This window comes from Tranquillimonas rosea, from assembly GCF_900111315.1.
Lineage (GTDB): Bacteria > Pseudomonadota > Alphaproteobacteria > Rhodobacterales > Rhodobacteraceae > Tranquillimonas > Tranquillimonas rosea.
In genome coordinates this window covers 94,890-111,145 of the sequence record NZ_FOGU01000012.1, presented here as the reverse complement: position 1 = coordinate 111,145, position 16,256 = coordinate 94,890, and the positions used below count along the sequence as shown (strand labels likewise).

At 67.2% G+C, this 16,256-nt stretch carries 14 protein-coding genes; 10 read left to right on the top strand and 4 right to left on the bottom strand.

Annotated elements, in window-relative coordinates; all coding sequences use genetic code 11:
- Nucleotides 1-402 precede the first annotated feature (402 nt).
- Complete coding sequence (locus BMZ25_RS17405) at nucleotides 403-1,026, bottom strand: GntR family transcriptional regulator (protein ID WP_235859927.1); 624 nt, start codon at nucleotides 1,024-1,026, stop codon at nucleotides 403-405.
- Nucleotides 1,027-1,255: 229 nt separating this feature from the next.
- Here BMZ25_RS17405 and BMZ25_RS17400 point away from each other — a divergent pair, with 229 nt between their 5' ends.
- The 8 genes from BMZ25_RS17400 (at nucleotide 1,256) to BMZ25_RS17365 (ending at nucleotide 10,486) form a co-directional block, all read left to right on the top strand.
- Nucleotides 1,256-2,656, top strand: coding sequence for an NAD(P)H-dependent oxidoreductase (locus BMZ25_RS17400; protein ID WP_092695918.1), 1,401 nt, complete (start codon nucleotides 1,256-1,258; stop codon nucleotides 2,654-2,656).
- Nucleotides 2,657-2,737: 81 nt separating this feature from the next.
- Nucleotides 2,738-3,697: a Bug family tripartite tricarboxylate transporter substrate binding protein gene (locus tag BMZ25_RS17395; protein WP_092695917.1), complete on the top strand. Its 960-nt coding sequence runs from the start codon at nucleotides 2,738-2,740 to the stop codon at nucleotides 3,695-3,697.
- Between the two features lie 98 nt (nucleotides 3,698-3,795).
- On the top strand, nucleotides 3,796-4,290 hold the full coding sequence (locus tag BMZ25_RS17390; protein ID WP_092695916.1) for a tripartite tricarboxylate transporter TctB family protein: 495 nt from the start codon (nucleotides 3,796-3,798) through the stop codon (nucleotides 4,288-4,290).
- Nucleotides 4,291-4,323: 33 nt separating this feature from the next.
- Nucleotides 4,324-5,823, top strand: coding sequence for a tripartite tricarboxylate transporter permease (locus tag BMZ25_RS17385; RefSeq protein ID WP_092695915.1), 1,500 nt, complete (start codon nucleotides 4,324-4,326; stop codon nucleotides 5,821-5,823).
- Between the two features lie 33 nt (nucleotides 5,824-5,856).
- A complete protein-coding gene (otnK, locus tag BMZ25_RS17380) occupies nucleotides 5,857-7,110 on the top strand; it encodes a 3-oxo-tetronate kinase (protein ID WP_092695914.1) in 1,254 nt (417 codons plus the stop codon).
- Nucleotides 7,107-7,757, top strand: a complete 651-nt coding sequence (otnC, locus tag BMZ25_RS17375; protein WP_092695913.1) for a 3-oxo-tetronate 4-phosphate decarboxylase — start codon at nucleotides 7,107-7,109, stop codon at nucleotides 7,755-7,757. Before otnK ends, otnC begins: the two co-directional genes overlap by 4 nt.
- 267 nt (nucleotides 7,758-8,024) lie before the next feature.
- Nucleotides 8,025-9,338: a sensor histidine kinase gene (locus BMZ25_RS17370; RefSeq protein WP_177190513.1), complete on the top strand. Its 1,314-nt coding sequence runs from the start codon at nucleotides 8,025-8,027 to the stop codon at nucleotides 9,336-9,338.
- A gap of 407 nt (nucleotides 9,339-9,745) precedes the next feature.
- Entirely contained in the window at nucleotides 9,746-10,486 is a 741-nt protein-coding gene (locus BMZ25_RS17365) for a Crp/Fnr family transcriptional regulator (protein WP_177190512.1), read from the top strand.
- Nucleotides 10,487-10,495: 9 nt separating this feature from the next.
- Here the strand turns inward: BMZ25_RS17365 and BMZ25_RS17360 are convergent, their stop codons facing one another.
- Nucleotides 10,496-11,884, bottom strand: coding sequence for an alpha,alpha-trehalose-phosphate synthase (UDP-forming) (locus BMZ25_RS17360; RefSeq protein WP_092695910.1), 1,389 nt, complete (start codon nucleotides 11,882-11,884; stop codon nucleotides 10,496-10,498).
- On the bottom strand, nucleotides 11,869-12,684 hold the full coding sequence (otsB, locus tag BMZ25_RS17355; protein ID WP_177190511.1) for a trehalose-phosphatase: 816 nt from the start codon (nucleotides 12,682-12,684) through the stop codon (nucleotides 11,869-11,871). Before otsB ends, BMZ25_RS17360 begins: the two co-directional genes overlap by 16 nt.
- Nucleotides 12,685-12,952: 268 nt before the next feature.
- Here otsB and BMZ25_RS17350 point away from each other — a divergent pair, with 268 nt between their 5' ends.
- Together BMZ25_RS17350 and BMZ25_RS17345 are read left to right on the top strand one after the other, a co-directional pair.
- A complete protein-coding gene (locus BMZ25_RS17350; protein ID WP_092695908.1) occupies nucleotides 12,953-13,444 on the top strand; it encodes an NUDIX hydrolase in 492 nt (163 codons plus the stop codon).
- Nucleotides 13,445-13,470: 26 nt separating this feature from the next.
- Nucleotides 13,471-14,952 carry an inorganic phosphate transporter gene (locus BMZ25_RS17345; protein WP_235859926.1) on the top strand — a complete coding sequence of 494 codons (1,482 nt, stop codon included), beginning with the start codon at nucleotides 13,471-13,473 and terminating at the stop codon, nucleotides 14,950-14,952.
- Between the two features lie 13 nt (nucleotides 14,953-14,965).
- Here BMZ25_RS17345 and BMZ25_RS17340 read toward each other — a convergent pair whose 3' ends face one another.
- A complete protein-coding gene (locus tag BMZ25_RS17340) occupies nucleotides 14,966-16,243 on the bottom strand; it encodes an MFS transporter (RefSeq protein ID WP_092695906.1) in 1,278 nt (425 codons plus the stop codon).
- Nucleotides 16,244-16,256 lie beyond the last annotated feature (13 nt).

Genomic DNA, 16,256 nt, shown 5'->3' with positions numbered 1-16,256 from the left:
GCGCCCTAACTTACCCGGCGCGCCCCGCCTGCATGACCCCGATGTTATCTCCCGCCTCGTCTGCCGCACGAACCGAAAAACGTCAACCGCTTCCCCGTCCGCCGCCCCGTCTGGCGCCCGCCAGCGCCTCAGCGCCGCCGGTGAAGGGCTATCTACGGATGTCGCCAAACATCCGCAACCCCTTTTCTAAAAGCACCCCGAATTTTTCGCCAAGACAACCACCATCCCACTGAGTTGTAACGGTTTTCTGACGAAAAATCAGGCAGTCCACGACCCCGAACACCAACACCCCCTGCCCCGCCAAACACGCCGCCACGACATGACCCCGCGGCAGTACGCGCGAGTCACCGAACGCAGCACCGAGCCAGAAGGGCAGCAAGGGACGTCCAATGCGACGAGCGCCTACGACTCAGCCGCTTCGAATGCGTGGCGGGCCGCCTTCCAGCCGGCGACGTGATGGGCGCGGAGAAGTTCGCGCAGCAGCGCGCCCTCGCGGCGGGCGAAGGCATCGCGGATCTGCTCGTGCTCGTGCACCGCGCGAGACCAGCGGGCCTGATCGCGGTTGCCGGCAAAGCGGAAGCGCCGGATGCGGGCACATTCCTCGGCATAGACCCGCGACAGCGCCGGGTTCTTCGCGGCATCCACGATCTTCTGGTGAATGTCCTGGTTGAGATGGAAGTAATCCATCAACTCGCCCGCCCCATAGGCGGCGACCATGCGGTCGTGCAGCTCCGACACTTCGGCGATCTCCGCCTCGGTCGCGCGCTCGGCCGCCCGCTCGGCCCCGATGCTCTCGAGGCCGATCAGCACTTCGATGGAGGCCTCGACGTCGTCCATCGTGAAGACCACGACCGTCGCGCCGACATTGGGCCGGATCGAGATCAGCCCTTCCCGCTCGAGGAGCTTGAACGCCTCGCGCAGCGGCGTGCGCGAAATGTTGAGCTGTTCGACAAGAACGCGCTCGTTGATGCGACTGCCCGGTTCGAGCTGTCCGCTGGTGATCATGTCGCGCACGCGCTCGGTCACGAAGGCGGATCGTGTGCCGCGCGGCGCCTCTAGATGCTTGCTGCCGGCCGTCATGCCCTCGGGATTGCATGCAACGCGACTCCGCAGCAACAAAAATCGTCCGGATGGGTTTGACAGGCGTCAATATTGCATGCAATGTTCCTCGAAATCAGGCGATCGTCTGGCATGATGGCGGGATACGCCGCCGATTGCATGCAAGCAGGTCCGCTACGACGTCACGGGAGAGCACATGAACTATCACGGGTACTTCGGCCGAGGCGACAGGACCGTCGAGTGCTGCATCATCGGCACCGGCGGCTTCGGGCGCAGCTTCCTGGCGCAAGGTCTTGTGGTGCCGGGTCTCTCGGTGCGTGTCGCCGTGGACAGGACGTCGGCCATCGCGGCCGAATGCCTCCGCTCGGTCGGGATCGCCGAGGCCGACATCCGTGAATGCCACACGCCCGATGAGGCCCGAAGCGCCTGGGACGCCGGCGCCTTCATCGCGGCCGGCCACTACGAGACCGTGGCAGCGCTGCCGGTCTCGGTCGTAGTCGAGGCGACCGGAAATCCCGAGGTCGGCGCCCACCATGCCGCCAGGGCGATCGAGGCCGGTTGCCACGTTGCACTTGTTTCCAAGGAGGTCGACAGCGTCGCCGGTCCGGGGCTGGCCGACATGGCCCGCGAGGCAGGCGTCATCGTCTCGCCCGTGGACGGCGACCAGCCGAGCCTGCTGATTGGCCTAGTGACCTGGGCCGAAATCCTGGGGCTCGAGATCGTCTGTGCCGGCAAGTCCAGCGAATACGATTTTGTCTACGACCGCGAAGCCGGCACGATCGAGTGCAACGGAACGGTCCACGACGTGCCAGACTTTGCCGGCCTCGCCCGGCTGGGCGACGCGGCGTCCCCCGACATGGTCGCCCGCCGCTCTGCAGCCACGGCCGCCCTGCCCCAGCGCGCTGTCCCAGACCTGTGCGAGATGACCATCGTCGCCAATGCCTGCGGCATGCAGCCGGACCGCGCCGAACTGCACTGCCCCATCGCCCGCATCGACGAGGTGCCCTCGATCCTGTGCGAGGCGGCGGACGGCGGCATCCTAAAGAATACCGGGGTCCTCGACGTCTTTCACTGCCTGCGGGAACCGGGCGAGATCAGCTTTGCCGGCGGCGTGTTCGTCGTCGTGCGCTGCCGCCACGAAGAGACCTGGGATCTGCTGCGGGACAAGGGCCATGTCCTCAGCCGCAACGGACGGACGGCCATGATCTTTATCCCGCGGCACCTGCTGGGCATGGAAGCGGCGACCACCGTCTTCGAGATCGCCCTGCGCGGCGTGTCCTCGGGCGCCGAGCGTCCCGGCCACCATGTCGACCTCGTCGCCGTGGCCGACCGCGACTTCCCCGCCGGCACCCGGCTCGACATGGGCGGACACCATCACTCGATCGACGGCGTCTCGGCCCGGATGGTGCCAGGCGCGCGCCTTGCGCCGCAGAACCCCGCCCCGTTCTACATCGCGTCGAACCGCGTTCTCGCCAGCGACGTCAAGGCGGGCGACCCGATCCGGATGAGCGACCTCGTCCTCGACGACGACAGCGAGCTGCTGCGCCTGCGGCGCGAACAGGACCGGCGCCTTGCCGACAGCAAGATGACGGCCTGAACACGGCCGTCCTCGGATCGGGGTACGGAAGAGGCCCCGGTTCACGTCACCCACATGCATCACACCCAAGGGAGGACAAACATGCATACGACCCTTCGCCACCTCAGCATGGCCCCGGCGCTCGTCGCGCTCACCATCGCGGCCCCGGCCATCGCGCAGGAGGCCGAGTACAATCCGTCCAGCATCACCGCCTTCGTCGCGGCCGGCGCCGGCGGCGGCACCGACAACTTCACGCGGACGGTGCAACCGATGCTTGAAGAGCGGCTGGACACCAACATAACAGTCATCAACCTGCCCTCGGCCTCGGGTGCCCTGGCCCACCAGCGCACCGCCCAGAGCGAACCGAACGGCGAGGCGCTGGACTTTGCCTCCTCGACCTTCATCACCAGCCGGGCCGCCGGCCAGAACCCGATCGGTCTGGACCAGCTGACGCCGGTGGCGCGGATGCAGTCGGACGTGATGACGCTCGTCGTGAACCCCGAGAAGTACGAGACGTTCGAAGAGTTCCGCGCCTATGCCGAGGAAAACCCCGGCAAGGTCGTGATCGGCGGCACCCACGCAGCCAGCGTCGACCGGATGGCGTTCCTCGCGCTGAACGAGGCGACGGGCTTCGATCTCAACTTCATCCCCTATGACAACGAGGGCGCCGCCTCGGCCAACCTGCTGAGCGGCAACATCGACGGGATGTTCAACGAGATCAGCGCGATCCAGGGCTACATGGAATCGGGCGAGATGAAGCCGGTTCTCGCGCTTGCCGACGAGCGTCTCGAGGACTATCCCGACATGCCGACCACCGTGGAGAACGGCTGGGACTTCACCTTCGGCAACGAGCGGGGCGTGTTCATCAATGCCGAGACCGACCCCGAGATCATCGCGGCCATCGAAAGCGCCTTCGAAGAGGTCTTCAACTCGGACGAGTACCAGGCCTATGCCGAGAAGGTGAGCCTCGACGTCCGCTCCGGCTGGCTCGGCAGCGAGGAATACCGCAAGGTTCTCGAAGAGAACCTGGCGTTCTTCGAGAACCTGCTGGCCGACGAGTAATCCAGACTTGCAAGCCGCCCGGAGCGCGACGCCACTCCGGGCGGCTGTCCCATGGACCAGACGCAGCCAGCCCAAGGACCGGAAAGGCGGCCTTCGACATGACGGCACGACTCTATTCATTCGTTGCGGCCACGGCGCTGGCCGGGTCGCTGTTCCTCTGGCTCGCCCTGCAACTGCCGGGCGGCGAAGAGGTCACCACGCTGATCGGACCGCGCACCTGGCCGCTGCTGATCCTGGTGATCCTGCTGGCGCTCGTGGTGGTGATGGTGGTGCTGCTCGCGGCGCGCGGGCCCGAGCAGTTCGTCGGCACCGACGAACCCGACGCACCGCAGGACGAGGTCGTGGACGAGGCCGTTCAGCGCGATGACGCGAGCGGCTTCACCTTCCGCCACCTCGGCGTTCTTGCCGCAACCGTCGCCTATTCCGTCGCGATGGAATACACCGGATATCTCGTCGCCACGGCCATTTTCGCCGCCGTTGCGACCATGATCCTCGGTGAGCGCAAGCCGCTCCGGATCGTGCTGACCACCGGCGTCGCCGTCGCGCTCGTGGCCGTGGTCTTTGACCAACTGCTGAACATTCCGCTGCCCTGACGCACATCGCGGGCGGCCCCGAAAGGACGCGCAATGATTGAAGATCTCATCGGCGGTTTCGGCGTCGTGCTGCAACCGGTCAACCTGCTGATCCTCGCATCGGCGGTGCTGATCGGGTTCGTCGGCGGCGCCCTGCCCGGCATCAGCGGCGTCATCCTCGTGGTGATCCTGCTGCCCGTCACCTACACGATGGAGCCTACTGGGGCGTTCATGCTCTTGACGGCGATCTACGCCTCGAGCGTGTTCTCGGGCCTGATCACCGCCATCCTCTACCGCGCGCCGGGCACGCCCGAGGCGGTGATGACCGCGCTCGACGGCTACCCGATGACCCAGAAGGGTGAAGCCGGCAAGGCGCTCGGCGTCGGCATCCTGTCCTCGGCCGTGGGCGGCATGGTCGGCACCGTCGTCCTGATCGTCGCGACCCCGTTGCTGGCGGACATCGCACTGCAATTCTCGTCGCCCGAGTTCTTCGCGTTGGCCGTGCTGGGCCTGACCGTCGTTGCCTCGCTCGGCGGCAACCTGTTGCTGGGCCTCATCGGCGTGTGCATCGGGCTGGTGATCGCCTCGGTCGGGCTCGATCCGCTGACCGGCGCGACCCGCTTCACCTTCGGCAGCCTGCACTTGATGAGCGGGATCAACCTGATCCCCGTGATCATCGGTCTGTTCGCTGTGTCCGAGGTACTCAAGCGCAGCCAGGAGGGCGACATCCACCTCGCCACCAAGAAGTTCACCATCCGCATCTTCGACTGGCCGATCATCCGACAGATCCGAAGCACCGTCATGCGGTCGTCAATTCTCGGCACCGCGATCGGCATCCTGCCCGGCATCGGCGCCTCGACCGCGGCAATGGTCGCCTACAGCGAGACCGTCCGCTGGTCGAAGGATCGCAAGCGCTTCGGCAAGGGTGCGCCCGAGGGCGTGGCCGCGCCCGAGGCGGCCAACAACGCCGCCGCGATGGGCGCCCTCGTGCCGCTCTTCGCGCTCGGCATCCCCGGATCGGGCACGACGGCGATCATCCTCGGCGCCTTCATCGTGCATGGCCTGACGCCGGGACCGACCTTCATGTCGGGCAACAATGACCTGATCTACGCGGTGTTCGTCGGGCTCTTGATCGTCAACGTGCTGATCCTGGTCTTTTCGCGGCCGTTCATCGCGATCCTGTCCAGGCTGCTGGACGTGCCGTATTCGGTGCTGGGCCCGATCATCGTGATCTGCTGCATCGTCGGCACCTACTCGGTCCAGAACTCGATGATGGACGTCTGGCTGATGCTGGGCTTCGGGGTCGCGGGCTTCCTGCTGGAAAAGATCGGCTTTCCGCTGGTCTCGATCATTCTGGGCGTCGTCCTTGGCCCGATCGCGGAGAGCGAATTGCGCCGTTCGCTCGCCATGACCCAGGGCGACCTGTCGGTCTTCTGGACACGGCCCATCAGCGCCATCCTCCTGGCGATCGCCATCGCCCTGGTCGTGATGACCGTGGTGATGCCGCTGGTGCGCCGTCGCAAGACCGACAAGGACGAGCTGCGCGATGCCTGAGACGCAAGAGACAGACAATTTGAGAGGCCCCGCATGAAGCTCGGCTGCATCGGCGACGATTTCACCGGCTCTTCCGATCTCGCCAACGTTCTCGCCAAGGAGGGGATGCGGGTCACACAATTCACCGGCGTCCCCCGGGGCCCCGCGCCCGCCGACATCGACGCCGGCGTCGTCGCGCTCAAGTCTCGGACCATCCCGGCCGACGAGGCGGTGCAACTGTCCCTCGAGGCGCTCGACTGGCTGCGCGCCCAGGGCTGCGAGCAGATCTTCTTCAAGTACTGCTCGACCTTCGATTCCACGCCCGAGGGCAATATCGGCCCGGTGATCGACGCGTTGCTCGATCGGCTCGGGACCGAGACGGCGATCGTTTGCCCGGCCTTCCCCGCCACCGGGCGCTCGGTCTACCAGGGGCATCTCTTCGTCAACGACCGGCTCCTGTCGGACTCGGGGATGGAAAACCATCCGCTGACCCCGATGACCGACGCCGATATCCGCCGCGTTCTGGCCCGGCAGACCCGCCGGGGTGTGGGTCACGTGCCGGCGTCCACCGTGTTCGAGGGCGCCGAAGCGATCGGCGATGCCGTGGCGGCCGAAGCCGGCGCGGGCCGGCCGCTGGTGGTGGTCGACGCGATCCGTGACGCGGACCTGCGCCAGATCGGCCGCGCCGCCCGCGATCTGTCGCTGGTCACGGGCGGGTCCGGCGTGGCGCTGGGTCTTCCGGCGAACCACCTCGGGACGGATCGCGCCGTTCCGCCGTCCGAAAGCTGGACAGGGCTTTCCGGCCCCGCCGCCCTGCTCGCCGGCTCGGCCTCGCGGATGACCCGCGCCCAGATCGCCCGGTGGGCCGACGGCAACCCGGCCCGCGAGATCACGGCGGACGACGTCATGCAGGATCGCGTCACCCCGGATACGGCCGCAGCGGAGGCGCTGTCCTGCGAGGGCACGATGCTGCTCTATTCCTCTGCCGATCCCGAGACGGTGAAGGATGCGCAGGACAGGTACGGGCGCGAGGTCGTTGCCGGTCGGCTCGAGGCCTTCTTCGCGGCCACGGCCCGCAAGCTGGTCGAGGGCGGCGTGACGCGCCTCGTGACGGCAGGGGGCGAGACTTCGGGCGCCGTCGTCGAGGGGCTGGACATCACCACCCTGCGCATCGGCCCCGAGATCGCGCCTGGCGTGCCGGCTGTCGCGGCGGAAGGACGGGAGCTTGTTCTGGCCCTGAAGTCCGGCAATTTCGGGGACGAGGATTTCTTCGCCAAGGCACTCGCAACGTTGGAGGGACGGACATGACCGACATCACCAAGCTGCGCGAGGACATCTGCCGCTTTGCCCGCGCCCTGCACGAGCGTGGCCTGACCCACGGATCGACGGGCAACATCTCGGTCCGGACGCCGGATGGCGGGCTTCTGGTCACGCCCACGGGGTCGTCCTTCCTGACGCTCGACCCCGCGCGGCTCAGCCGGTTCGACGCCGAGCTTGCCCATGTCGAGGGCGACAAGCCGACCAAGGAGATGCCGCTGCATCGCGCGTTCTACGACACCCGCGGCACCGCCGGCGCGATCGTGCACCTTCATTCGTGTCACTCGGTGGCCCTGTCGATGATGCCCGACGTCGATCCAAACGACTTCCTGCCGCACCTCACACCCTACCCGATCATGCAACTCGGCCGGGTCAAGCTGCTGCCCTACTTCATGCCGGGCGACGCCGCCATCGGCGATGCGATCCGCGGCCTCGCCGGCAAGCGCTCGGCCGTCATGCTGGCCAACCACGGTCCTGTCGTGGCCGGAAAATCGCTCGAAGCCGCCGTCTATGCCATCGAGGAACTCGAGGCCGGCGCGCGGCTGGCGATGATGACGCGGGGCCTGTCGCCCGCTGGCCTTTCGGACGGGGACGTGGCGGCGCTCGTCTCGAAGTTCGACGTCGAATGGGACGACTGACCCCGCGCTACCGCAGACGGTGCGTGACGGCTGCGCAAGCCGCCCCGCCGCTCCCCCAGGACTCCTGCCTCTTCACGATCCTCGGTCGCACTGCGCCGGCGGGCCGTCGCCCCGCGCGACCTTCACATGCAGGCCCCGCCAGCGTCTGAAAACCGCCATACTTGTCGGCGTCACTCCTCGCGTCCGCGATGGCCACGCGTGTGCGCGGCCGCATTTGACCGGCCCGCGACCCGCGGCCTGGCCGAGCGACAGGGAAGGACTCAAGACGTGGCTGTGACGGACCCGACCGCGATCATCGCCTTTCTCCTCGTGGGTGGGCTGATCTCCAAGGGGGTCGCCTACTACTTCTTTCGGCAACGGCGCCGGCTGCGCGAGGTGCTGAGGCTGTCGATCGAGGCGATGGACGAGGGATTCATCCTCTACGACAGCAAGGATCGGCTCGTGATGTGGAACGAGCGCGGCCGCCTGATGCACTCTCCCAGCGCGCAGAAAGTCGGGCTCGGCACGGATTTCGAGACGATCCTCAGGCTCGAGGTCGCGGACGGGCACTTCCTCGATGCCAAAGACGACGAGGAGGCCTGGGTCCAGCAGCGGCTGGAGGGCCACCGCACAGCCTGCGGGATCGAGGAGGAGCGGCTTTCCAACGGGCGCTACATCCGGATCACCAAGGATCGCACGCCCGAAGGATACCTCGTGAGCCTGATCCTCGACGTGACCAGCCTGAAGATGGCCCAACAGGCCGCCGAGGCCAGCAACAAGGCCAAGTCGGACATGCTGCGCAACATATCGCACGAGCTGCGCACGCCGCTTACCGTCGTGTTCGGCCATTCCTCCATCCTGAGCCACGCCGAAGCCCTGCCGGCGACGCGATCCTTCCGCGCAGCTCTCGGGGCGCTCGACGCGGGCGACCTGGACCGGCAGTTCAGCGCCTACACGGACACGATCGTCGGACAGGGTGAGCGGATCCGGAACTCGTCGCAGCATCTGCTGGACCTCGTGAACGAGATCCTGGACCTCGCCCGGATCGAGGGCGGCCACATGGAGATCAAGCCCGACCTCATCCCGGCGGACACAATGCTCGACGAGACGCTCGCGGAGTTCCGGGGCTGGGCTAAAACCAAGGGCATCGCGCTGCACCGCCTGCCGACGGACGCCACGATCTACGCCGACCCGATGCGGCTCAAGCAGATCGCCCACAACCTGCTGGGCAACGCCATCAAGTTCACCGACCACGGGACGATCACCCTCACGGCCGAAACGCATGGCGACGGGACGTGGCTGAGCGTCGCCGATACCGGCTGCGGGATCGCCGATGACGACCACAAGAGCATCTTCGAGAGCTTCCACCAGGTCGACGCCTCGGATGCCCGCCGGCAGAAGGGATCGGGGCTGGGGCTCGCGCTGACCAAGAGCCTCGTCGAGTTGCACGGCGGGACGATCACGCTCCGCAGCGCGATCGGCGCCGGCAGCACCTTCGAGGTATTCTTTCCCGCGCCCGCCCCGGCAATGCCGGCGGGCGGCACGTCACCGCGCGATGCCACGCGCGAGCCCCCTGCGGAAACAGTCGCCGAACTGACCTGAGCGCGAGACGAGTCAGGCGTCGACACTATTCACCGAATCTGGGGATAACTCTGCGGACATCCGGGCCCTCAGGAAGAAAACAGTTTTGTGACGAGGCAGTTGGTTAGATTGCTGAATTATTAAGCAATCTTTCACACCGGCAAGTTGAAGCCGGATAGTTCAATGATTCTTTTAAGGAAAAATTGTGTCCACAGCCGCATATTCCGCGTGCGGCGGCACTTCGCCGATCGCCGCGCCGTCCTGCGCGGCGTGTCATGTGACAATGCGCAGGGTGTGTACGCCTTCGGGTCAGCCGGGGCCCATCGACCGCACGTGCAGCCCAGATACCGGCCGGAACCGGCCCCGGCCCCCCTCGTTGGCTTGGCAGGGACACCTGTGAAAACATGATCGACAGAGGGTCAACGATAATGGAAAAGGATGATCGTACTTGCCTCGTACGACGCCTGCGTCGCTTCATCGAACTCAACGAGGCCGAGACCCACTACATCGCCAGCATCGAAGAGGGGCGTCAGGACGTGCGCGCCGGCACGCTCATCGCCGACGGTACATCGGACGCGCAGAACCCGCTTCATGTCCTGAACGGCGGCTGGGCGGTCTCGTGGGTGCCCGTCGGCGACCGCCGGCAGATCACCCGCATCTACCTTCCGGGTGAGATCATCGGCCTGGGCGAACTGGGGGCCGAGCAATCGGGCAACCGGATCACGATGCAGACCGACGGCTCGCTCTGCCCGTTCCCGCGCGCGCGCATCGGACAGGCGATTGCCGAGCTTCCGCGCCTGGCGTCGCTGTTCCTGGCGCTGGCGGGTGTGGATCAGCTGACGCTTCGCGACCGGCTCGTCGCGCTGGCCGCGTGGTCGGCCGAGGACAGGTTCCTGCATTTCCTGCTGGATCTGCGCGCCCGCCTCGCCGTCGCCTCGGTCGGCAGCGGCAACCGCTTTCGCGTGCCCTTCACGCAGGACGAGATCGGCATGGCCATCGGCACGACCAGCGTGACCGTCAACAAGCTGTGCCGCACGCTGCGCGACAGGGACTGGATCGAGATCGACCGCCCCTATTATCGTCTGCTCGCGCGGGAAGAGATGGAGCGTCAGGTCGGCTTCGTGAACCGCTACGAGACGCTCGACACCTCCTGGTTCCCCGCCGGCTGACCGGCCGCTTCACCCGGCCATCGCGACCCTTGGCATGGCCGGCTCGGCCTGTCGCAAGCACGACAGGAAGTTCTGGCTCCAACCCGCGATATGCGTCTCGCGCACCGTGGTAAGCAATCGCCTGTGTCGGTCCTGCCGCTCTGCCAGCGGCATGGACAGGGCCCGTTCCAGCGCCTCGGCCATCTCGAGCGTGTCGTAGGCGTTGACGATCAGCGCGTCGGTCATGGACTCGGCCGCGCCCGCCGTGGCCGACAGGATCAGAACGCCCGGATCCTCGGGGTCCTGCGCGGCGACGTATTCCTTCGCCACCAGGTTCATGCCATCCGCCAGCGGCGTCACCATGCCGACCCGCGCCGCGCGATAAAGCCGCGCCAGCGTGTCCCGTGGCACGCCCCGGTGGATATAGCGGATCGGGGTCCAGTCCAGCTCGGCGTGGTCGCCGTTGAGCGACCCGGCTAGATATTCGAGCTGACGCGTGATCTCCTGGTAGGCCGTGACCGAACTGCGCGACGGCGGCGCGATCTGCAACAGCGTGGCCCGGCGGCTGTCGGGGCCGAGCCGGTCGAGGTATTGCCCGAAGGCCGTGACGCGGTTCGGGATGCCCTTGGAATAGTCCAGCCGGTCGACGCCGATGACGAGGTCCTCGTACTCGCCCAGCCCCGCCAGCCGGCGTCCGCCGCCTGCTTGTGCCGCGCCGGCGAACGCCTCGACGTCGATCCCGATCGGGAAGGACCGGATGTCGACCGTGTCGCCCCGGAACTTCACCCGGCCGTCCAGCATCAGCTCGCCAGCCTGGTGCGCGCGGAACATTTCGAGCCCGCGCGCCACATCGGCACGGGTCTGCACGCCGAACACGTCGAACGCCACGACCCAGTCGTGCAGCGCCTCGCGCTCGGGCAAGGCGGTGACGTCGCCGAGCGCGGGGAACGGGATGTGCAGGAAGAACCCGATCCGGTTCGTCACGCCCAGCTCGCGCAGGTACCGCGCCAGCGGCAGGAAGTGATAGTCATGGATCCAGATCAGGTCGTCGGGGGTCAGCATCTCTGCCAGATGCCGCGCGACCCGGCGGTTCACCCGCTCGTACGCCTCGGCATAGCGGCGATCCAGCGCGATCAGGTCCGTCCTGCGGTGGCACAACGGCCAGAGCACCGAGTTCGCATAACCGAGATAGTAATCTTCGTATTCCTCGGGCGTCAGGCGGAACGCGGCCTTCTCGTAGCCGTCACCGCCCGGAAGCTCGACCAAGCCGCCATCGGCATCCTCCGACGGCTCGGGATGGGCGCCCAGCCACAGGCCGCCGCGCGCCGACAGGCAATCGTGCAGCGCGACGACGAGACCGCCCGAAGGCACCTCTTCTGTCGGCACCCGGTTCGAGACGACGATCACGCGTTCGGACATTTTACCCCCCTAGGGTCTCGCACCCAACTCTCCAGCATCCGGCGCAGGGTCTCGACCGACGCGATGCAGTGCTTGGCATGAGTGTCTCCATCGCCGACGCGGATGCCGTATCCGCCGTTCTGCGTCGCCACGGCGAACATCGTCTCGTCCGTGGTGTCGTCACCGATGGCAATCGGCGTCCGGTCGGGCATGTGCGACAACAGCTCGGTCACCGCCCCACCCTTGGAGACGCGCGAGGGGATCAGTTCGAGCGCCATCTTGGCGTGGTGCACGGTCCAGCCGTCGAGGCCTTCGACGAGGCTGTTGAGGAAATGCTCCCCCTCGGTCATCGCTTCGGGGGCCTGGCGGAAGTGCAGCACGACCGAGGCGGGTTTCTCTTCGAGAAGAACCTTCTCCTTGTGGCGGACCCAGGCGCGCACGACGTCGCGAAACCCTTCGAGCGTCTCGCAATCGCACTCGTCGATCCGTTCGTATGTGCCCCCGATCCTGCGCTCGGCGCCGTGGCACCCGACGAGCACGCCGCGGAACCCAGGCAAGTAATGCTCGAGGTCGGCCAGGCGGCGCCCCGAGACCACCGCGAGCGCGCCGTCGGTGGCGCGCGCAAGGTCGTTCAGGATGCGCGGCAGCGCCGGGTCGATACTGATCTCGTCCGGGCGCGGCGCGATCTCTGTCAGCGTGCCGTCGAAATCCAGGAAAATGGCTGTATGGGATAGATCGGGCGTCTCCGGCAGGTCACTGCTGGGACACGGAGTCGCGGACTGAAACCCGATCATTTCATAGTAGTTTACTTGGTTCGGCATCTCATCCTCCATTCATGCATGGAGAACACGGAAGAGATAAGCGACGTTCCGGTGCCTCGGATTAACCAGTTTAGGTTTCGCGATGTTACACGCTCGTCCGAGCGGGAACCGGCTCATCCAACACAGGAAACGGGCAAGGACCGGCCCGGGTTCCGGTCACGGGGCACCGATGCAGCCATGACGCAGGGCCCGGTCGGCCCGGTCACAGCGCTTGTTCCCGCCGGATTCAGCCGCTAAACCCTCGCCTCCACGAACCAAGGCAAGTGCGATGTCCGGACTTCTGCAAAAAACCTGGACCGAGTTCCTCCGTCCGCTCCTGCGCCGCCCCGAGCGGTTCCAGGTGGCGGCCCTGTGCTATCGCCAGAGAAAGGACGGACCCGAGGTGCTGGTGATCTCGTCGCGGGATACCGGCCGCTGGCTGCTGCCCAAGGGCTGGCCGATGGACGGCCAGGATGCCGCCGGCGCCGCCACGATCGAGGCGTGGGAAGAAGCAGGCGTGAAGCCGCGCCGCGTCGACCGCAAGGCGCTTGGCACCTATCGCTACGACAAGCGGCTCGAGGGCGGGGTTCCCGTTCCCACTGTCACCAAGGTCTTCGCCATCGAGGTCGCGCGCCTCACCGACGACTTCCCGCAGCGCGACGAGCGCTCGCGCAAATGGGTGCGCCCCGCCGAAGCCGCCGAGATGGTGGACGAGCCCGAGCTGCGCACGATACTCAAACGCTTCGGCGCGACGCGGCGCCCCGATCACCGACGCGCCTGACCCCCCGCCCCGGAGGAGACAGCCTCGTGACCGACGAGACGAACGACTACCAGTGGAAGACGCTGGACAAGGATCTCAATCGGATCAGCCGGGTCGAGTATGCGACGATCTATGTCTCGCGGCCGATGGTCGGGATCGGTGTGTCGCTGGCCTTCGTGGTCCTCGCCGCGCTCGGGGCGGCGCTGACCGTCGGACAGGAACCGGGTGCGCTGTTCGTCATCGTGGCCGCCGGCATCGGCGCGTACATGGCGCTGAACATCGGTGCGAACGACGTGGCCAACAATGTCGGCCCCGCCGTGGGGGCGAACGCCCTGTCGATGGCCGGCGCCATCGCCATCGCCGCGGTGTTCGAAAGCGCGGGAGCGCTGCTGGCCGGCGGTGACGTGGTCGCCACGATATCAAGCGGAATTATCGACCCCGCCAGCGTCGCCGACGCCCGCGTCTTCACTTGGGCAATGATCGCAGCGCTTCTATCGGCCGCGGTCTGGGTGAACACGGCGACCTGGATCGGCGCCCCGGTCTCGACCACCCATTCGGTCGTCGGCGGCGTGATGGGCGCGGGGATCGCCGCGGCAAGCTTTGCCTCCGTCGACTGGCACACGGTCGGGGCCATCGCGGCGAGCTGGATCATCTCCCCTGCCCTCGGCGGCATCATCGCCGCACTTCTTCTGGCCTTCGTCAACGCGCGGGTCGTCAACCGCGACGACAAGCTGGCCGCCGCGCGGCGCTGGGTGCCCATCCTGATCGGGCTGATGGCCGGGACCTTTGCCGTCTATCTCGCGCTCAAGGGGCTCAAGCAGGTCGTCTCGCTCACCACGCCGATGATCCTGGGGACCGGGCTGGCGCTCGGCGCCGCGGCTTATGCGGTATCGGTCCCGGTCGTGCGGCGGCAGTCGATCGGGCTGGAGAACCGCAACAAGTCGCTCAAGAAGCTCTTCGGCCTGCCGCTCGTGATCTCGGCGGCGCTGCTGTCCTTCGCCCACGGGGCCAACGACGTGGCGAACGCCGTGGGCCCGCTCGCTGCCATCGTCCACGCGCAGCAGATGGGCAGCTTCTCGAACATCGTGGCGATTCCGCCCTGGGTCATGGCGATCGGGGCGTTTGGCATCTCGTTCGGGCTCGTGCTGTTCGGCCCCCGCCTGATCCGCATCGTCGGCAGCCAGATCACCAAGCTGAACCCGATGCGCGCCTATTGCGTGGCGCTGTCCGCCGCGACCACCGTGATCGCCGCGTCGTGGTTGGGGCTGCCGGTCAGTTCCACCCATATCGCGGTGGGGGGCGTGTTCGGCGTCGGCTTCTACCGCGAGTGGGAGGCCGAGCGCCGCGCACGACGGGTCGCGGCGAACCGACCCCCCGCCAAGGCCATCGCGCGGGAAGAGCGGCAGCGGCGCAAGCTGGTGCGCCGCTCGCACCTGCTGACCATCGTCGCCGCCTGGGTCATCACCGTTCCCGCGGCGGGCTTCCTCTCGGCCGGCATCTTCATGGCGCTCGACGCGTTCCTCGTCTGAAGTCGGGCGGGGCTCACTTGCGCTCGGCGTCGGGATCGTCGTCCGCCGTGTCCTCGGCCGCCTGTTCGTATCCCCATTCCTGCGCCGCGCCGACGGCCACCTGCGAGGCGGTGGGCGACAGGTTGACGTAGCTGCCGCTTTCCTCGACCGACGGCGCCTCGCGGCGGGTCATGCGCCAGGCGCAGTAGACGGCGATGGCCGCGAACAGCAGTCCGAGAAAGGCCCAGAAGCCCTCGGGCCCGGCGATCTCCATCAGCTGCCCGGTCGCCAGCGGCCCGACGATCGCGCCGAGGCCGTAGATGAAGATCAGCCCGCCCGACGCCGCGGGCATATCGTCGACGTCGAGATAGTCGTTCGTGTAGGCCACCAGAAGCGAGTAGAGCGGGCTCGCCATGCCGCCCATGACGAAGCCGGACGCCAGCAGGATCGGATAGGCCGGTCCCAGCATCCAGGGAGTCGCGCAAGCCACCGCGCCGATCGCCGCCACGCCGAGGATCAGCTTGCGCCGGTCGATCATGTCCGACAGCCAGCCGACCGGCACCTGGAACAGCAGCGAGCCGGTGAAGATCGCGGCGACGAACGTCGTCACCCGCGCGACGCTCAGCCCCAGCGTGCTGCCATAGACCGAGGCCATGCCAAGCTGCGCGGCAAAGACGCCCCCCAGCAGCAGGATGCCCACCGTCCCCAGCGGCGACTGGTCGTAGAGCTGGCGCAGGGTCAGCGGCTTGATGCGCTCGGCCACAGGGATCGGCTGCGCCGACAGAAGGATCGGCGCAAAGGACAGCGACACCAGGATCGACGCCAGCGCGAAGGGCGCAAAGCCCGCCGCGTCGGTCACGTTCACCAGCCCCTGCGCCGCGACCAGCCCCAGGGTCTGCGCCACCATGTAGGCCGACAGCACCGTTCCGCGCGTGCGGTTGGTCGCGGCGTTGTTCAGCCAGCTTTCCGCCGAGACGTAGACGCCCGACAGGCAGAACCCCAGCATTACGCGCAACAGCGTCCAGGCCCACGGCTCGGCGATCAGGGGAAAGGCAATCAGCCCGGCGGACATGAACGACCCCAGCGCCGCGAACACCCGGACATGCCCGACCTTGCGGATCATCACCGATGCTGTGCGCGACCCCACGAGGAAACCCGCGAAATAGGCCGAGGTCACGACTGACAGCTCGAACGTGCTGAACCCTTCGATGCCGCCCCGGACCCCCATCAGCGTGGACTGCATGCCGTTGCCGAGCATGATCAGGACGACCCCGAAGAGCAGCGCCCAGATGGTGCCGAGAACCTGAAGCATGCATCTCGCTCCT